A 19,027-nucleotide genomic window follows, 5' to 3' on the forward strand; every position below is an offset into this window, starting at 1 on the left:
GCATGGATTTTTCACTTTTTTTACAACAACTTATAAATGGTTTAAGTGTAGGTAGCATGTATGCCCTTATTGCTGTTGGTTATACTATGGTTTATGGGGTGCTAAGACTTATAAATTTTGCCCATGGTGATATTATGATGGTCGGGGCTTACATTTGTCTTATTTGCATGGCTAGTTTTGAGATTCCTTTTTTAGTTGCCCTGTGCTTAGCTATCGTTTTTGCAATGTGTATAGGAATTGCTACTGATAAGATTGCTTATAAGCCACTTAGAAAGGCCCCTAAAATTTCACTTTTAATAACAGCCATAGGCATTAGTTTTTTATTGCAAAGTCTTTTTAATATGATTTTTACTTCAACGCCTAGATTTTTTACTGCTCCTGAGTATTTTGAAAAAAATATTGAATTTATAGGGCTTAGTATTAGTTTTGGAAATTTATTAGTACCTATTTTAACCTTTTTTATAATGTTAATAGTACTTTTCATACTTTATAAAAGCAAATACGGCATAGCTATTAGGGCACTAGCCTTTGATGTTCAAACGGTTAATTTAATGGGTATTGATGCAAACCGAATTATAGCAATAGTCTTTGCAATAGGCTCAGCCCTTGCTTGTGTGGGTGGAATTTTTTATGCTGCCATTTATTATTCAGTAACACCTACAATGGGAACCCTTGTTGGCTTAAAGGCCTTTGCAGCAGCCGTGCTTGGTGGGATTGGCTCAGTTGTTGGGGCTGTTATAGGTGGGTTAATTATAGGACTTAGTGAAGTTATAGCAATAGCATTTTTTCCCGAACTTTCAGGCTTTAAAGATGCCTTTGCCTTTATATTTTTAGTTTTTATCTTACTTTTTAAACCTAGTGGAATTTTAGGGATTAATTTTGAAAGAAGTAGGTTTTAATGAATAAAATTTCACATTTAAGCTTTTTTATCCTAGCTATATTTTTTATAATTTTAAGCCCTTATATCTTTGAAGATTATGGTATAAGCATACTTAATCAAATAGCAATTTTTATAATCTTAGCAGTAAGTTATAATCTAATAAACGGCGTTACAGGACAATTTTCACTTGAACCAAATGGCTTTGTAGCAGTTGGGGCCTATGTTAGTGCCTTACTACTTTTAAGCGTTGATTCTAAAAACGAACAATTTGCTTATGAAGGCATTAATAGCTTAGTTTTAATGCTCCATACTCCCTATCTTATAATAGCCTTACTTGCTAGTGGAATTTGTGCTTGTTTGCTTTCTTTGATACTTTCTTTTGCTGTGTTTAGGGTAAGGGGCGATTATTTAGCCATTGTAACCCTTGGTTTTGGCATTATTATAAAATTATTGGCCCTTTCTTGTCCTACCTTTACGAACGGTTCAAGGGGCTTAGTTGATATCCCAAGACTTAGCAATATTTATGTTATAGGTGGCGTTGCTATTATCTCTGTTATTTTAATACTAAATTTAGTATATTCTAAATTTGGTAGGTCTATGAAGGCCATTAGAGATGATGAGGACGCTGCTAGTGCAATGGGTATTAATTGCTTTTGGATTAAAACTCTTGCCTTTGGCACCTCTGCTTTTTTAGAAGGAGTAGGGGGTGGATTAATGGCTTGTTTATTAGCTAGTGTTTCGCCTGAACAATTTGATTTTATCTTTACTTTTCAGCTTTTGATTATAATAGTGCTAGGTGGACTTGGTTCTACAAGTGGGGCTATTTTAGGTACTATTTTGGTAATAGGTGGCAGTGAGTGGTTGCGTTTTTTAGACGAGCCTATGAGTATATTTGGCTTAAATTTACCTGCAATGGTAGGCTTTAGAATGGTAGTTTTTTCACTTATTTTAATCTTAATTATGCTTTTTGCAAGAAAGGGCATAATGGGCGATAAAGAATTACTAGAACATTTAAAAAGCCTTAAAAATTTCATTAAAAAGAAAAAACAATGCTAGAATTAAGACATATATATAAAAGTTTTGGTGGTGTTATGGCAATTAGCGATACTTCTTTCACACTTAAAGAAGGCGAAATTTTTGCCCTAATAGGCCCAAATGGGGCAGGTAAAACCACGCTTTTTAATATAATTACAGGCAGTTACAAACCAAGTTCAGGCGAGGTACTTTTTAAAAATCAAAAAATAAACGGACTTAAAACGCATAAAATAGTAAGATTAGGTATAGCTAGAACCTTTCAAAACATACGTCTTTTTTCTAGTATGAATGTACTAGAAAATGTATTAATAGGCTTTAATTTTCAAATGAAATATAATATCTTAGAGGCCTTTTTACATTTTGGACGTTTTAAAAAAATAGAAAGTGAATTTAAAGATAAGGCTTTCTTGCTTTTAAAAGAACTTGGAATTTCACATTTAGCAAATAATATGGCTACAAGTTTAAGTTATGGTCAGCAAAGAAAGGTAGAACTTGCTAGGTCAATGGCTACAAATCCTAGTTTGCTTTTGCTTGATGAGCCTGCTGCTGGGATGAATGCTAAGGAAAGTGATGATTTAGCAGAACTTATTTTTAAGCTAAGAAAGGATTATAAAATTAGTATTTTGCTTATTGAACATGACATGAAATTTGTTAATAAATTATGTGAAAATGTCTTGGTGCTTGATTATGGTAAGAGTATTTTTAATGGAAAACTTAGCGAGGCCCTAACGCATAAAGAAGTAATTGCAGCTTATTTGGGTGATTTTGAAAGTTTAGGACAAAGCAATGTTGGTAGTTAAAAATTTACAAGTTTTTTATGGACTTATACAAGCAGTAAAGGGCATTAGCTTTGAGGTAAAAGAAGGGCAAATTATATCTTTAATCGGTTCAAATGGGGCTGGTAAAACCTCTACCTTAAACGCCTTAATAAACGCTGTTAAACGCAAAGGAGAGGTGATTTTTTTAGGCTATGAAACAAAGAGGCATTTAACGCATAGCTTGGTAAAAAAAGGGATATCCTTAGTACCTGAGGGTCGTAGGGTATTTATAAATTTAAGCGTAGAAGAAAATTTAAAAATAGGGGCTTTTAATAATGATGAAAATTACGAACACTTAAAAAAACAAATGTATAAGCTTTTTCCAAGGCTTGAAAATAAAAAAAATGTTTTGGCTGGAAATTTAAGTGGAGGAGAAGCACAAATGCTTGCAATTTCAAGGGCTTTAATGAGTGAACCAAAATTATTAATGCTTGATGAGCCTTCCCTTGGACTTGCACCAAAGATTGTAGGAGAGCTTTTTGAAACGATTGTACGTTTAAAAAATGAAGGTATCACTATACTTTTAGTTGAACAAAATGCTTATAGTGCCCTTAAAATTAGTGATTATGCTTATGTTTTAGAAAATGGACAAATAGTACTTCAAAACGAGGCTAAGCATTTAATTAACGATGATGAAGTGCGTAAAAAATATTTAGGATTGTAAAATGAAAGTTTTTATAAAAAATGTGGGAAATATTAAAATTTCTATTATGTTGTTTTTGCTTTTTGCAATATTTAGTGCCCTTGCTACATTTATTGAAAGTGCGTACAAAACGCAAACTGCTTGGGCTATGATTTATGGGACTTGGTGGTTTGGCTTAATACAGCTTTTACTTGGTATAAACTTAGCCTGTGCAATTTTTTCTTATAAGATGATAAATAGAAAAAAAATTCCACTTTTACTTTTTCATATCTCTTTTTTATTTATCTTGTTTGGAGCTGCTATGACAAGGTATTTAGGCTTTGAGGGTATGGTTCATATTAGAGAAGGAGATACAAATTCAGCCATTGAAAGTTCTAAGTCCTTTGTAAGACTTTCTACCATTAAGGATGGCGATATAATTAGCGTTACAAATAGCGATTATATTTCTTTACTACCCTTTGTAAATAGCTTTAACTTAAATTTAGATTTAGAAAAGGGCAAGGCAAAATTAGTTTATGAAAATTTATTACTTGATGCTAATTCAGTTTTTAAAGAAAATGAAAAATCTCCACCCTTGCTTGTCTTAACGCTTTCTAGTGAAGATAGCAAGGGAGTTGATTTGTATTTTAGGCAAGGGGAGATAAAAACAATTGATGGTATAAATTTTGCTTTTTTAAATGATGAGGTAGAAAAACCATTTGTAAAGATTGATGAAAATTTAAAGCTTAGTTCAAGCAATGCCTTATCTTTTTTGCAAATGAGTAGTGGAGATAGTGCGTCAATTAATCCTTTTGATATGGTTGATAGTAAAGAAAGAAGACTTTATACTATAAATAATATAAATTTCGTTGTCAAATTTGCCTCCTTGCATGGACAAGAAAGTTTAATTGGTAAAAATAGACCTCAGGATGAAAGTTGGTGGCTATGGTTTAAAAGTGCTTGGCTTGAAGTATTTAGAACCATGCTAGTATCTAGTTTTGGAGAACCTAGCAATTGGAAAGCCTTTTTTCTTACACCTTTTAAAGAATTTGCTATGAGCACAGATTATCATTCCCTTGAATTAAGTGGCCAAAATGCCTTAAAACTTAGATTAAGCTATGATGGAGAAGAAAGAGAACTTTATATATTTGAACACTCAAATCCTTTAAGAATAGAACTTGGTGGACAAAGATTTTTTGTATCTTGGCGTAGCGAGTATTATGATTTGCCTTTTGAACTTTATTTAAAAGATTTTATAATGGATAGATATCCAGGTTCAATGTCGCCATCTTCTTATGCAAGCGAGGTTGAGGTAAGAAATGATAAAGAAAATTTTGATTATAGGATTTTTATGAATAATGTTTTAGATTATGATGGATATAGATTTTATCAAAGTTCTTATGACCAAGATGAAATGGGTACTTATCTTTCAGTTAACAAAGATCCTGGCAAAATTCCTACCTATATAGGTTATTTTTTACTTAGCCTTGGTATGTTTTTAAATTTGCTTAACCCACATTCAAGATTTAGAACTCTTGCAAGGCTTATAAATAAAGATGCCTTAAAAACGGCAAGTATTGCTATATTTATTTTATTTATCTTTAATACAAAAAGCCTTGCAAATAGTGATTTTATTTTAAATGTAGATGAAAAACACGCTAAAAATTTAGCCTCTTTGGTTATGCAAAAGGCAACTGATGGTAGGATGGCCCCCCTTGATACGCTTTCAAAAGAAATTTTAGGAAAAATTTATAAAAAATCAACATACAAGGGAAAAAGTGCAAATGCAATAGTCCTTTCTATGCTAACAAATGTAGATGAGTGGCAAAAAGAAGACATTATCATTATGCCTAAAAATAAGGCTGTAAGGGATGAGATTGCTAGAATTTTAAATATAGAAAGTAAGCCTTATATATCTTATTTAGACTTTTTAAGCGAAGATAGACAAGAATATAAATTACAAAAATATGTAGAAAATGCAAATCGTAAAAACCCAAACGCAAGAGGTATTTTTGATAAAGAATTGCTTTATTTAGATGAAAGGGCAAATATTATGTACTTGGTATTTAGTGGAGAATTATTTCACTTTATACCTATTGCAAATAGCCAGGATAATGCTTGGCTAACGCCTTTTTCTGCAATATCGCATTTAAAAGGAGAAGAAAGAGAATTTGTACTTTCCTTGATACAAAATTATTTTGGTGCTGTTACTGAGGCCTTTGCAAATAATGACTGGAAAAAAGCAGATAGAGGTTTGAATTTGCTTAAAGAATATCAAGAAAAGGTTGGTGCTGCTATAATCCCTAGTAAAACAAGACTTCAAACTGAAATTTTTGTAAATCATGCAGAAATTTTTGTAAAGCTTACCCCACTTTATTTAGTGGCTGGTTTTTTACTTTTATGTATAGTTTTAGCTAAGATGATTAAGCCAAATTTAAAGATAAATTTAATCTTTAAACTAGTTTATTATTTTAATATTTTTGCCTTTTTAGTTCATAGCATAGGTCTTATTTTAAGGGCATATTTAGCAGACCATGCCCCTTGGAGTAATTCTTATGAAAGTATGGTTTATATAGCTTGGGCACTATCGCTTTCAGGTATTTTCTTTTCAAAGAAAAGCCCTATTGCCCTATCATTAACCTCAATTCTAGCAGGTATTACATTGCTTGTAGCACATTTAAATGAGATAAATCCTCAAATTACAAATCTTCAACCTGTATTAAATTCATACTGGCTAAGCATACATGTATCTGTAATCACTGCAAGTTATGGATTTTTAGGGCTTTGTGCCTTACTTGGAATTTTTGTTTTAATACTAATGTGCTTTTTAAGAAAGGATGACAAATTTAACGCAAATATTTTAAGAAATATCACAGAAGCCACTAGGATTAATGAAATGGCTATGATTTTAGGGCTTTGTTTGTTAACCATAGGAAATTTTTTAGGGGCTATTTGGGCAAATGAAAGCTGGGGCAGGTATTGGAGCTGGGATTCAAAGGAAACTTGGGCCTTAATTAGTATACTTGTTTATGCAGCTATTTTGCATATTAGAATGATTCCTTCATGGGCTACTCAATTTAATTTTGCTATAACTTCAATGTTTGCTTATTGGGTTATTATAATGACTTATTTTGGTGTAAATTATTTTTTAACAGGTATGCATTCTTACGCAGGAGGAGAGGCAGCTCAAATCCCTGATTATGTATATTGGGGCTTTTTCTTAATGGTGTGTTTAGGAATTTTTTCTTATACAAAAAGAACTTATGTAGGTAGGCTTTAAGTGTCAAAACTAGTAATGGTTGGCTTATTTAGCGTTTTAGCACTTTTTTTAGTGTTAAGTTTTATTACCTATTTTGCATTAAGTGATGGCAAAAAAAGGCCTAAAAAAGCTAAAAAGTCTAAAAAATCAAAGAAAAAAAAAGAACAAGCCCCACCAGCTAAGAAATTTAAAAGCGAATTAAATCAAATGATAGAAGAAGCAGCTAATAGAAATAATTCAGATTCTGAGTTAAAACAACTTGCAAAGCTTTTTTTGCAAAAGCACAAGCTTGGTTCTAAAACTAGTAAAACCTTGGATGATGAAACCAAAAATAAGCTTGAATTTATATCAGCCCTTGCTTCAAATACAAGGGCTAGTGCTGGTACTATTAGTTTTTTAAATCAAGAATTAAAAAGAAGTTCAAATTCATACAGAAAAGAAATTGATGCTTACGAACAAATGGGACTTGCCAAACGCAAAATAAAAGAAAATGCGTGATTTTGTTTTTATAAACAAACTTTAAGTCTAAAACTAATAAACACTATCACGTAAATCACAGGCATTCGCACATTATTTTTTAATCAATATTTGCTAAATAATCAAAAAAACTTTCTTTTACTTCAAAGCTTTTTCCAAGTTGGGTTTTATTGATTAAGGAATTTGTGCCGTATAAATGTGAATTTGGTTCTAGGATTAGAATTTTTGAAGCTAGGATTTTTGCATTTTGTGGGTAGTGGGTATTAAAAATAATAGTCTTTTTTTTATCTTTTAAACGTTCTAAATTCTCTAAGATTAAAAGCTGATTTTTAAAATCCAAATTTGATTCAGGTTCGTCAAGTATTATAAGCAATGGATTAGATATTAACGCCCTTGCAAAGATTACCATTTGCAATTCCCCTCCACTTAGATTATCGCAAGTTCTGTCTTTTAAATGATAAATTCCTATCAAATTTAGCATATCCTTAGCCCTTTGGATATGTTCTTTTTTAGGCATTAAGCTAATATCTACATTTAAGCCGAGTAAGACCATGTCAAGCACATTTAAGCCAATGTTGTTATTTTTAGCCTGTGGAATGTAAGAAATTAACGAAAAAAGTTCTTTTTTGCTATATTCTTTAAGGTTTTTATCTTTTAACTTAATATTCCCATGTTTCACAGGCAAAAGCCCCATTAAGCAGTTTAAAAGCGTGGTTTTACCAACCCCATTTCGCCCTAAGATAGCTAAAATTTCACCACTTTTAAGTTCAAAATTTATATCTTTAAAAAGTTCTTTTTTATCCCTGCTAAAGCTTATGTTATCAGCTTTAAACACGTTCATATTTTAAGTCCTTTGTATTTGTAAAGTATGGCTATGAAAAATGGGGCACCAACTATAGCACTAAGTACAGAAAGTGGTAATTCTTGATTGATTAAGGTTCTAGCTAGGGTATCGATTAATAGCATGAAAATGCTACCTATTACTATGCTATAAGCAATGACTTTTGCTGTATTAAAACCAGCTATCATTCTTGCAATGTGAGGTATTACAAGACCTATCCAGCCGATAATTCCACACATTGAAACTATACAAGCAATTATTAAGGTAACGCAAAATATGATAAATAATCTCACATAAATCACATTAAAGCCAAGCGTTTTAGCCTCGTTATCATCAAGCATTAAGATATTATGTTTCCAGCGAAACAAATATATTATAAGGCCAAAAATTATAATAAAGGCACAACAAAATAAAATTTGATGAGTGTTACTAACTTGCAAAGAACCTAAAAGCCAGTAAGTAATAGTGGGCAAGGTATCTTGTGGGTCAGCTATGTATTTTAAAAGCGAGATAAAGCTTTGAAAAAGTGCAGCTATGATAATACCTCCTAGTATAATCATAATTTTATTGCTAAAATCCCTAGCTATAATAATCGTAAGCCCTAAGCTTAAAAGTCCACAAAGAAAAGAAGTAAGCGTTAAAAAATATATATTAAGGCCTAAAATTAGGGACAAAACTGCTCCAAAACTTGCCCCACTTGAAACGCCTAAAATATCAGGACTTGCCAAAGGGTTTCTAAAAATAGCTTGCAAACTTGCCCCACTTATGCCAAGCCCAGCACCTACAATGATAGCTAAGATAACCCTAGGCAGTCTTACATTTAGGATAATAAAATTTTTATCATTCATATTTTGATAAAGTAAAATTTCATAAATTTCAGCATAACTTATATCATAACGACCTATGCCAAGTGTTAAAAATCCAAGTATTAAGATGATTAAAAGGGAAAGCAATATTTTCATTATTTTGAAATTCCAGCCTCTCTTTTTGGATTCATAATTAAGTTTAAATCGTTCTCGCTTAAATTAATATCGTAAAATTCCTTAAAATGCTTTTTAAACTCAGCCTTTATATCATAATTAAAAAGTTCTGGGTGATTGTTGTTTGCTAGAAATTTTAATATTAAGCTTAAATCAAGGCTTGGGGCGGTTGGGCGATACGAACCAAGTGGCAATTTAAAAACTTTTTTGTTTTTAACAGCTTTTAAATTTTGTAAATTTTTATCTTGCATAATATCTTCAACTTGCAAGGGGGTAAAATTTGTTATATAAATAATGTCTGGATTTAGGGAGTAGAATTCTTCTAAATTTAAATAACTATTATTAAAGCCATTAAATTTAAATGCATTAGTAGCACCTGTTTTTTTAAATAAATAGTCTACAAAACCGGTACTTGTCATTATTTTATTACCATCATATCCTCTTAATGCAACAGCTTTTATAGGTTTGATATTGTATAATTTTAAGTTTATTTCTTTTTCTACTTCATCAATATTAGATAAAAGTTTATCGCTTATTTGTTTAATATCAAAATACTTATTGAGCGATTCTAGCCAATGTTTCAGAGCTGATCTTGAATTATAATTATCTACATTTATAGTTAATTTTAATACTTCTTTGCCACTTTTACTCAAAAACTCACAAATCTTTAAATCATTTATATGACAAATATATAAATCAGCATTTAAGGCTAAAAGTTCTTCTAAACTAGGATTATTAGAACTTTTGATATTTTTTAATTGAGGATAAAATTTTACAAGCAGTGAGTTATTAATAAAATTTGATGAAGCCTTTGGTATTAAAACCATATTAGCATCTTTTGTAATAAAGGCCAATAAAGAAGGTACTGGCCATAAATCAACTATAACTACTTGTTTGGCAAAAATAAAATTTACAAAAATAAATAAAGAAAATATTAATTTTTTCATAAAAGTCCTTAATAATTATAAGAATATTTTACAAAGAAATTTGTACCAGGTTCTAATAAAGGATTTGTCCTTGCAAAATCATAACTAATATCTTCAATATTTACAGGATTGCGTCCTTTTCTATCAAAGATATTTTCAACCCCAAAAGTAAGTTCCATATCTTTCATATTAGTACTAAACGCACCCAAATTTAAACCAGCGTAAATATCACTCATAGCATAACTACCACTTTTTCTTTCTTGGCTTTCATCTATTCTAGTTTTGCCCTTAACCATTCTTTCTTGTACTTTTAAATAACCAAAATTTTTATAATCATATTGAAGTGAAATCCTGCCATAAAGTGGGGCTATATGATCAAGTGGTTTATTTTCAGTACGATTTTGTCCATAGGTGTGAGTTGCATTATAAGCTAAGATAAAATCATAAAATTTATGATTTCCTTCAAGTTCTACGCCTTGAATGTAAGTTTTTCCTATGTTTTCGTAATAATAATTGCTAGAACTAGCTGAACTAGTAGTTTTTAACATATCTTTATAATTTGTCCTATACGCGTTTATGGTAAAAAAGTTTTGTTCATCATGAATTCTAAATCCTAGTTCATAAGTTTGAGAAGTTTCGCTTTTTAAATTAGGATTAGGCCATTTTTCATTTCCATTTGTATCTCTACTTGCCGATGAATAATTAGAAGCACCTGGTGCTTTAAAATTATGACTAATATTACCAGTTATAGAAAATATATTACTTAAAAACCAAACAGCACCAAGACTTCCTGTTAATGCACCTTCATCAAGCGTACCTAAATTTTTAAGTTTTTCTTTTACTTCATCGCTATAACTTGATTCTGTATCAGCACTTCTTTTGCCTATTGTGGTGAATACATGGTCATATCTAATGGCACCTTGAAGTATTAAATTATCAAGCATAGAATAATCATCTGTTATAAAGGCTGATATAGTGTTTTGCCAAGATTTTCTACCATCAGTTTGTGCAATATTTGTATTTAAATTTACTTGTTTTCCTTGAGTTGGGGATAATGCATTTAATGTTTCAACGCCATATCTTAAAGTATGAGCATTTAGTATAGAAGTAAAGGCTAGGCGTCCACCTATATAGTTATTGTTATATACTTTATTATTTACATAATTTCCCGTTCCTGCGTTATAAGTATATAAATCAGTCGTATAATATCTCCAATAAACATACCAATCAAGCTTTTCAGCAAAGCTTAGATTTTCAGCCTCTACTCCAAATTTTAAATAAGTCTCATAAATAGGATCTCTTTTTCTAATGAAACCAAAATCGCTTCCAGCCCCAGCAAATTGACCACCTCCATCGTTATCTACTGCCCTTGAATATCGACCTTGCGTGTAATATCTTATATCATCATAACTATATCCTACATTCCAATCAAAGCCGTAGTTTTTAGAATTTGAATTTTTAATTTCACCTTCTGGACTTCGGTAGTCTTCTGTATATCGTCCATTTAAGCCAAATAAAACATCAAAACCATCACCACCTCCAATTGCTTCAAAGCGAGAAGCCAAGCCGCTATTTACGCTAGAATACTCCAAAGCCCTTAATCTAAAATCCATATCAAATTCTTTATTAATATCACCTCTATAACGCCTTGAAATAAAATTTATAACTCCGTTCATAGCATCAGAACCATAAAGGGCTGAGGCAGGTCCTCTAATAATTTCAACTGCATCAAGTGAATTTGAATCAAAAATATTTAAAGCCAAAGTATTTCTACCAAGTACAGGTACCCCATCTAATGTAATCAAAGCCCTTGAAACCTGTGTACTCATACCTCTAATAGAAACTTGTCCATTTGTACTGCCTGAACGAACAAACATAATACCGGGTGCTTGTTCTAATATACCTTGAATTCCATTTGTAGTACTATTTCTTAAAATTGACTCAGAATTTATCACACTTATACTCCTACTTTGTTCAATTAAGGGAGTATCAAAGGTATTAAGATAATCAGCACTATCTTTAATAATGATTGAATCTAGTTGATATTCGCTTGTTTTGTTATTTTCATTTGCAAAAGCATTTGAAAAAAGTCCTAAATAACAAGCTAGGCTTAAAAAAATTTTATTTTTCATTATTTCTCCTTGCTATTTATATCAAATTCAAGCCATTTCATAAATTTGTCAAAAAAGACTTCGGTTATAGGCATAAAGCCTTGTCCTAGGTGAAAATCAGGGTCTAGTGCACTTAGATAAAGTGAGCCTTTAAAGGTCTTTTCATCCTTACAAAGTATGGACCTGCCAAGTTCATCAACAAGCAGTTTTTCTACTTCACCACCATGCTTAAAAGTACCATGATAATGCCATTTGCACTCCTTAACCTCTAAAAAATTCCACAAAGTAGAGTTTTCATTAGCCTTATACATAGGTAAATCTGCATTTTGACTTATCCACCACCAAAAATTTACCTGTCCTGTTTCATAGGTTATATGATTAAAAAGTCCACTTATTAAGTCAGGAAACATTAAAACATTGCCATCATTTTTTAGATAATTTAAAATTTTCTCAAAATTTTCTCTCATAAATTTTGGATACATACGAGAGGCAAAAACTACTAAGTCAAATTCGCTTAAATCCTTATCTTTAAGATTGGCTAGATAAATTTTTTCATCATAAAAATTACTGTATTTTGCATCTTTATTTATGAAGAAATTTTGGTGAAAAGAACTACCTCCTGTGATTATTGCTTTTTTCATTTTTCTAGCCTTTCTTTTAAGATATTTTCTATATAGATTAAGACATTTAATCCAAGGCGTCTAGCCGTGCTTAAATCAAAAAGCCCATAAGCTAATAAATCAGCCCCTGCTGTGTTTATTAAAACGCCCTTTGAGCTTGTTCTATCAACATAAGCTACGCAATATCCTTCATCATCTTGCATAAAAATTTCAGCCTCATCACTTGGATTTTTATAACCTCTATTAAAAAAGCCCTTTACTCCACGTCTATAATTTATATCATACTCTCTCAAACCATTACAAATAGGGTGTTTATTTAGCTTAACCTCTCTTAATCTAATAGGTGTTTTACTAGCTATATACTTACTATCATAAGGACAAAAATCACTCACTGAGGCCGTGAAATTTAAAATAATTCCACCTCTATCTAAGTACTCTTTAAATTTATCCTTATATGAACTTAGCCAAATTTGGTCTATATTCATAGGAAAAAGAATGGCTGCGTGATTTTCTTGCCAAAAAATTTCATTTAAGTCCTCATAAATATCAACCTTTTTTAAGGTCCCTTTATAAAGTTCTTCTTCGCAAAGATGCTTTGCCTCGCAACACAAAGAATCACCCCAACAATCCAAATAAGCTATTTTTCCAGCTTTTTTGATAAGCTCAAAATCATATTTTGTATAGTCTATATAAGACATGGTTCTCCTTTTAAAAAAATCTTTGTATTATATTGATAATTATTTTAAAAATTTATAAAAAAAAAAAAAACGAAAGAAAAATTCTAAAATAGTCTATATATAAGTATTTAAACTTGAAAATAAGTTTCAAAAAAATATAAATTTTTTTGAAAAATATAAGTTTTTATTGATTAAAATTATCAATTAATTTGAGATGAAAAAAATAACTAGAATAAAGTAAAGATAAAAATTAAATATAATTTTTATCTTTTAAAATGGTATATAGTCTAATGGTAGATATAAAAAAGGTTAAAATGGCAGGTCCAAGTATAATGCCCCAAAAACCAAAGCTTGAAATTCCAGCTATCATTGCTAAAAATATTAAAAATTCATTGATTTTAGCAGGGGTTTTTACTAATTTTTGATTAATCCATTTTATTATAAGTGGCTTAATGATAGTATCTGCAAGAAAAGAAATAACTATTATACAATAGCCAAAAATCCAAAAGGCCGTTGCTTGATTGCCAAGGGTAAACTCATAAATGCTAATAGGTATATACATTAAAGCCCCACCTATTGCTGGTATTAAAGAACTTATTGAAAAAACTAAGCCCATTAAAATGGCATCATAGCCAAAAATTCCTGTAATTATAGAAAATAAAAAGCCCTCAAAAATAGCTACAATCACCATAGAATAAAGCACAACAGCCATTACATTACTAACCTCGCTTAAAACGTCTTCTAATTCTTTTTTATTGATAGGCACGACTGATTTTATATAAATAACAAGTTCAGTCCCGTATAAATTTGCAAAAAAGTAAAAAATACAAATTAAAACCATATCTACTAAGAATTTAGCCCCACTTTTTGTAAAATTTGAGAGATAGTTTAATGATTGTTTTGCTAGTTGATTTAAATCAAGTTCTATCAAAAATTTTTTTATTTTTGGTTCTAAAAATTGAAGCGGCTCAGGTAGTTTAAATTCATAACTTCTAATATATTCTAAGGTTTGACTAACCACATTTATATCGAAATTTCTAAGTATTTTTGCAAGTTCAACCATGGCATAAATAAAGGGTGCAAAAAAGACTATTATTATACAAATAGTCGTTAAAATAGTAGCTAGTAATTTTTTTCCCTTTACAAAAAATAAAATTTTAGCATGTAAATTTGAGGTAGCAACCGCCATTAGGCTCGAAATGATAATTACTAGCAAGAAATCTTTGAAAAGATATAATAATAATAATAAAACTATTAAAATAAAACAAAATAAAAAAACTTTACCATTTTTCAAACTTACTCCTCGTCAAACAAAGTTCGCTCGTAATTTAATTTTAAAGCCTTGTAGCTTTTAACACTAGCAATTCTGCCCTTTGCAGTTCTTTCTATATAGCCATTTGCAAGTAAATAGGGCTCAATCACGTCCTCAATGGTATTTTCATCCTCGCTTAAGGCCGCTGCTAAGCTACCAAGCCCTATAGGACGGCCCCTAGAAGTTGTTAAAAGTTCTAAATATTTTAAATCCATACTATCAAAGCCAAGTTCATTTACTCCAAGTGAATTTAAGGCCTCTACGGTCCTTTGTTGAGTGATTGTTTCTTCATCGTTTACATCTGCAAAATCTCTAACCCTTCTTAATAAACGAAGTGCTATTCTAGGCGTTGAGCGGCTCCTTTTTGCTATCTCCATGGCTGCGTTTTTATCACAAGTTTTATTTAATTTTACAGCTGCTTTTTGTATAATCGTTGCTAGTTCTTCATCTTTATAAAATTCAAGCCTAAATTGCATTCCAAATCTATCTCGCAAAGGATTACTAAGCTTTCCTGCCCTTGTGGTTGCACCTATTAGGGTAAATTTTGGCAGGTCTATTTTAATGGTTTGCGCAGCTGGCCCACTACCTATGATAATATCCAAGCGAAAGTCCTCCATTGCCGGATAAAGTACTTCTTCAATCGCAGGGCTAAGGCGATGAATTTCATCTATAAATAAAATATCACCTTCACTTAAATTTGTAAGAATAGCAGCTAAATCCCCACTCTTTTCTATCATCGGAGCTGCCGTTGTTTTGATATTTGCAGTCATTTCATAAGAGATAATATTTGCAAGTGTTGTTTTTCCAAGTCCAGCAGGACCACTAAATAAAATATGGTCTAAATTTTCCTCTCTTTTTTTTGCAGCACTTATAAAAACATTTAAATTTTTTTTGATATTTTCTTGTCCTATGTAATCATCAAAGGAGGTAGGACGTAAAGAATTTTCGTATTTTTCATCAAAGGAAAATTTTTCTATTTCTACGATTTTATCCATTTTTTACACTTGTTTTTAAAATTCAAATAAGATTTTAACTAATTTTTGTTAAAATTTGGCAAAAATTACGATGAGTGCTTATGGGAATTTTACGCAGTTTAGAAATGGAACACGATATTGATGATGTGGATAAATTTTTGCAGTACTTTAGGACCATGTGTGATAGCTTTGAACCCTTAATTATCAAGCTTACAAGCGATAGTGAAAAATATAAAGAAGCAATAAATGAGATAGAAAGACTAGCCCATAATACAGCTTGGGCGGCAAGAAGGCTTGATTTAGGAGAAATTACTGATTTTTGTGTATTTTGTGAAGAAATGATGCAAGAAGCCAGTCGTTTTAATGGTCCTGCAAGTGATGAATTTGCTGATTGGTTGCTTTTAATGAGTGACCAGTTTGAAAAATATTGCCGTTCTTATGAAAATGATGCTTCTGTTTTAGCTCTTTTTAATCCTTTAATTGTTAATGTTCCAAATATCATTTCTAAATAAACTTTTCTTAATGGGGACGACCTGGCTTCGACAGGAATAGTTTTGCAATGATGGCATGTCGCTTTGGGCAAAGCGTAAAAAGCCTACTTAAATTTAAACGCAAACAACGCGAAATTTGCTCCTGCCTACGCTAGAGTTGCGTAGTCGTGGTTGAGCCTTGCTTTTTGATGATACTATCTAGTTAAAAAAGCGAGTCATTTTTTGATAGTGTAGCTTGATTTTTGACGAATTTTAAGCCAAATTTAGTCTTAGCTAGTTTGTGAAATTTTAAAGGTGAGTTTAAACTAGTGAAATTTTCATCTTTGATAAGCATGTAGAGATTGTTGTGGGATTATTTTTGGACAGGGGTTCAATTCCCCTCGTCTCCACCATTAAGCTATTTCTAAGTTTTATCAATATCTTTCAATTACCATTTTAGCACACTTTGACACTCTTAGATATCCAAATATATTTATAATAAATTAAATATTATGATATAATTTTACTATTTATTTTACTACCTGTATGAAATTAAAAAAGGACATTTTAAAAGCGTAGGCAATCTAAAAAACTTTAAATAAGTCTTTTTATTTATCAAGCAAATAAAAATTTTAATAACTTATAAACTATAAAAGAAATAAAAAATTCTCCATTCATCCACACAAATGCTATAATAAAAATTTCTAAATAAGATAAAAAGATGTTTTGTTTATACTTGCAGCCATTGTTAAAGAGCTTTTTTCTCCATTATAAACAAAGAATAAAAATGGAATATATAAAAACAAAAACCATAAACCAAACAATATTTTTTATTATTGATAAAAAATAAAGCAATTATCATTAAAATAATATTTAATATATGTTGCATTCAAAATTTCCTTGATTGCTATATGTGCCTACTTCTTCTGGTAAGCTTATTTCTATGCCAAGGGTTGAATAAAATTTATTTGCTTTCAGTTTTGTTTCTAGGGTGTAGGGCATTTAAATCCCTAATTATTGCTTTTGAATTTTGCTTGAAAATTCATTAACTATTCTTAGAAGTTCGTTTAAATTTTCCTTTGCCTTGTCGTCCTTTTTACATAGTGTTTTTAAGTGTAAAAATTTGTTTTTATCCATAAGAACAGTATTTAAATCCGTAAAAATTTGAAGTAAATTTTTAGCCTTTTCATCATTCATTATATACATACTCCTTTTCTATGTTTTTATCTAAGATATATTTTTTAATGCCTTGATAGCTTAAATTTTTTAATTTATCATCATCCACAAAGCTACTTGATTTTTGGTCATTTTGATAAAGTTCGTATAATCTTAAGCCATTTTCTGCCATTTTTAATTTAGTTAAAACTATATTATTTTTACCCTTATCATCCTTTATAATCTTAGTTTGAAAGTATAATAAACTAGCATCTTTCATCATATTTAAGGTGCGAATTAGCACATCGTTAAATAACTTTTTTTCTTCTACCCTATCTTCTGCATGGGTTACTAAAATAGCGATTTTTTGATAATCTAAAAGAGTATTGTGTAGTTTTGTCATAGGAATTTCTTCTATATTAAAGGGGTGATTTTTAATGGAATTTTTTAATATTAATACACTTAAAAATATTAATAGCTTATTTCGCCCCATCATTTTTGAAAATTCCTAAAAGCTAGTTTTGTATTTGTAAATCGTATAAAATCAATTATTTTATAAGTGGCAAAGAAAAAATTTAGCATAGCATTATTTATGATTTTTTTATGTATTTTAAAAAACACTGAATTTGAATTTTGTATGCCTGTATGTAATACAATAAAAATTGCTTTCAAATGCCTTATTATCCAACTTTCCTTTATATTTTGTTTGAAAATTCTTTAAAATATTTATAATATTGTATCTATTTTTTTATTTTATTAAAATTAAGCAAGAAAATTTTTTTAAAAGCTTAAGGCTTAAAATTAAATTTAAGCCTTAAGTAAATTATTTAACTCCGTCAACTACTTCTTTTATCATGGCACTTAAAGATTTAATCCCATTTCCACCTACTAAGTACCAATACTCAGGGTCTAAAAAGACTATTTTACCTTCATTTGCAGCCTTTGTTTTTTTAATCAAGGCATTATTTAAAAACTCGTCATTAACCTTATCCTTGCCAACTATAACATTCCTATCTACAATAAAGATAAAATCTGGATTTGTTTCTAAAATATACTCATAATTTATGCTTTTTCCATGAGTCCCTACCTTTATGCTATCATCAACCGGGTTAATGCCTAAAATATCATGTATTAGACCAAAGCGAGAAGAAGGTCCAAAGGCTGAAATTTTATTTGCATTTGTCATTATGATAAGGGCTTTTTTATCCTTTGATAATTCTTCTTTAGCCTTGCTTATCTCACCTTCAATTAGAGCAATTTTCTCATTAGCCTCTGCTTCTTTTCCATAAAGTTTAGCAAGGGCTAAAGTATTTGTTTTGAAAGAATTTAAAAAGCTTGCATTATCATACCCTATACCCATAAAGGCAGTTGGGGCTATTTCTTTAAGCTTGTCATAATACTTTGCCTGTCTTCCTGAAATGATGATTAAATCAGGCTTTAAGGCATTAATGGCCTCTAAATCCACTTGTTGAACGCCACCAATGCTATTTTTATTTGAAAATTCCACTAAATATCTTGGCAAATTTTTAATAGGTACCCCTACGACATTGTCATTTAAATTTAAGGCAGAAAAGCTATCTAATATACCTAAATCAAGTACCACTACCTTTGTAGGGGCCTTTACAACTGAACTTGTACCAAGGCTGTGATGAATGATAAAATTATCCCCATCTTCTTCCACGTTAATAGGGGTTATCTCAAAACTAGCCTTTGCATCAACTGGCTTAGATTGTTCTGCAGTGCTTGAATTTACTTCAACACTTGTATTATTTCCAGTACTATTTGACTCAGTACTTACTTTTTTATTATCAGTGCAAGCACTGAAAGCAACGACAATCGCACAAAGTGCGACAACTAAATTTTTTTTCAT

The 19,027-nt window shown here is 30.5% G+C and carries 19 protein-coding genes and 1 other RNA gene; 8 read left to right on the forward strand and 12 right to left on the reverse strand.

From position 1 onward, the window contains the following. Positions 1–2: 2 nt before the first annotated feature. Genes FMM58_RS04995 through FMM58_RS05020 form a run of 6 tightly spaced genes read left to right on the forward strand, consistent with a single transcriptional unit; the run spans position 3 to position 7,112 of the window. On the forward strand, positions 3–899 hold the full coding sequence (locus FMM58_RS04995; protein ID WP_150139930.1) for a branched-chain amino acid ABC transporter permease: 897 nt from the start codon (positions 3–5) through the stop codon (positions 897–899). Next, positions 899–1,936, forward strand: coding sequence for a branched-chain amino acid ABC transporter permease (locus tag FMM58_RS05000; RefSeq protein ID WP_150139931.1), 1,038 nt, complete (start codon positions 899–901; stop codon positions 1,934–1,936). The genes FMM58_RS04995 and FMM58_RS05000 overlap by 1 nt, the downstream gene beginning before the upstream one ends. Next, a complete protein-coding gene (locus FMM58_RS05005) occupies positions 1,930–2,715 on the forward strand; it encodes an ABC transporter ATP-binding protein (RefSeq protein WP_150139932.1) in 786 nt (261 codons plus the stop codon). The genes FMM58_RS05000 and FMM58_RS05005 overlap by 7 nt, the downstream gene beginning before the upstream one ends. Next, positions 2,702–3,397 (forward strand): ABC transporter ATP-binding protein, encoded by a 696-nt coding sequence (locus FMM58_RS05010; RefSeq protein WP_150139933.1) that lies wholly within the window; start codon positions 2,702–2,704, stop codon positions 3,395–3,397. The genes FMM58_RS05005 and FMM58_RS05010 overlap by 14 nt, the downstream gene beginning before the upstream one ends. Position 3,398: 1 nt before the next feature. Then, a complete protein-coding gene (gene ccsA / locus FMM58_RS05015; protein WP_150180462.1) occupies positions 3,399–6,635 on the forward strand; it encodes a cytochrome c biogenesis protein CcsA in 3,237 nt (1,078 codons plus the stop codon). Beyond that, the gene (locus FMM58_RS05020; protein ID WP_411675293.1) at positions 6,636–7,112 is read left to right on the forward strand and encodes a hypothetical protein; all 477 of its coding nucleotides are present in this window, start codon (positions 6,636–6,638) and stop codon (positions 7,110–7,112) included. Between the two features lie 79 nt (positions 7,113–7,191). Here FMM58_RS05020 and FMM58_RS05025 read toward each other — a convergent pair whose 3' ends face one another. The 8 genes from FMM58_RS05025 to ruvB all read right to left on the reverse strand — a co-directional run bounded on the left by FMM58_RS05025 (position 7,192) and on the right by ruvB (position 15,553). Further along, positions 7,192–7,932, reverse strand: a complete 741-nt coding sequence (locus FMM58_RS05025; protein WP_150139935.1) for an ABC transporter ATP-binding protein — start codon at positions 7,930–7,932, stop codon at positions 7,192–7,194. Next, a complete protein-coding gene (locus FMM58_RS05030; RefSeq protein WP_150139936.1) occupies positions 7,929–8,894 on the reverse strand; it encodes a FecCD family ABC transporter permease in 966 nt (321 codons plus the stop codon). The genes FMM58_RS05025 and FMM58_RS05030 overlap by 4 nt, the downstream gene beginning before the upstream one ends. Further along, positions 8,894–9,859 carry an ABC transporter substrate-binding protein gene (locus FMM58_RS05035; protein WP_150139937.1) on the reverse strand — a complete coding sequence of 322 codons (966 nt, stop codon included), beginning with the start codon at positions 9,857–9,859 and terminating at the stop codon, positions 8,894–8,896. Before FMM58_RS05035 ends, FMM58_RS05030 begins: the two co-directional genes overlap by 1 nt. A gap of 8 nt (positions 9,860–9,867) precedes the next feature. Beyond that, the gene (locus FMM58_RS05040) at positions 9,868–11,970 is read right to left on the reverse strand and encodes a TonB-dependent receptor (RefSeq protein ID WP_150180463.1); all 2,103 of its coding nucleotides are present in this window, start codon (positions 11,968–11,970) and stop codon (positions 9,868–9,870) included. After that, a complete protein-coding gene (locus FMM58_RS05045) occupies positions 11,970–12,590 on the reverse strand; it encodes a hypothetical protein (RefSeq protein ID WP_150151805.1) in 621 nt (206 codons plus the stop codon). Before FMM58_RS05045 ends, FMM58_RS05040 begins: the two co-directional genes overlap by 1 nt. Continuing rightward, positions 12,587–13,267 (reverse strand): hypothetical protein, encoded by a 681-nt coding sequence (locus tag FMM58_RS05050; protein WP_150139940.1) that lies wholly within the window; start codon positions 13,265–13,267, stop codon positions 12,587–12,589. Before FMM58_RS05050 ends, FMM58_RS05045 begins: the two co-directional genes overlap by 4 nt. 229 nt (positions 13,268–13,496) lie before the next feature. Beyond that, positions 13,497–14,540 carry an AI-2E family transporter gene (locus FMM58_RS05055; RefSeq protein ID WP_150139941.1) on the reverse strand — a complete coding sequence of 348 codons (1,044 nt, stop codon included), beginning with the start codon at positions 14,538–14,540 and terminating at the stop codon, positions 13,497–13,499. Positions 14,541–14,542: 2 nt separating this feature from the next. Then, positions 14,543–15,553, reverse strand: a complete 1,011-nt coding sequence (gene ruvB / locus FMM58_RS05060) for a Holliday junction branch migration DNA helicase RuvB (RefSeq protein WP_150180464.1) — start codon at positions 15,551–15,553, stop codon at positions 14,543–14,545. A gap of 80 nt (positions 15,554–15,633) precedes the next feature. Between ruvB and FMM58_RS05065 the strand changes: the two genes are divergently transcribed. Next, positions 15,634–16,044, forward strand: a complete 411-nt coding sequence (locus FMM58_RS05065; protein WP_150139943.1) for a histidine phosphotransferase — start codon at positions 15,634–15,636, stop codon at positions 16,042–16,044. 12 nt (positions 16,045–16,056) lie between these two features. After that, positions 16,057–16,415: a transfer-messenger RNA gene (ssrA, locus tag FMM58_RS05070) on the forward strand. A 460-nt stretch (positions 16,416–16,875) separates the two neighbouring features. On the opposite strand, the gene FMM58_RS09150 is transcribed toward ssrA, so the two are convergent. The 4 genes from FMM58_RS09150 to FMM58_RS05085 all read right to left on the reverse strand — a co-directional run bounded on the left by FMM58_RS09150 (position 16,876) and on the right by FMM58_RS05085 (position 19,027). Further along, entirely contained in the window at positions 16,876–17,004 is a 129-nt protein-coding gene (locus FMM58_RS09150; protein WP_263312706.1) for a hypothetical protein, read from the reverse strand. A 12-nt stretch (positions 17,005–17,016) separates the two neighbouring features. Beyond that, positions 17,017–17,199 (reverse strand): hypothetical protein, encoded by a 183-nt coding sequence (locus FMM58_RS05075; RefSeq protein ID WP_150180465.1) that lies wholly within the window; start codon positions 17,197–17,199, stop codon positions 17,017–17,019. Further along, the gene (locus FMM58_RS05080; RefSeq protein ID WP_150139945.1) at positions 17,192–17,653 is read right to left on the reverse strand and encodes a hypothetical protein; all 462 of its coding nucleotides are present in this window, start codon (positions 17,651–17,653) and stop codon (positions 17,192–17,194) included. The genes FMM58_RS05075 and FMM58_RS05080 overlap by 8 nt, the downstream gene beginning before the upstream one ends. A 327-nt stretch (positions 17,654–17,980) precedes the next feature. Further along, positions 17,981–19,027: a siderophore ABC transporter substrate-binding protein gene (locus tag FMM58_RS05085; protein ID WP_150180466.1), complete on the reverse strand. Its 1,047-nt coding sequence runs from the start codon at positions 19,025–19,027 to the stop codon at positions 17,981–17,983.

Origin of the sequence: Campylobacter sp. LR291e (assembly GCF_008633915.1) — a bacterium.
GTDB lineage: Bacteria > Campylobacterota > Campylobacteria > Campylobacterales > Campylobacteraceae > Campylobacter_D.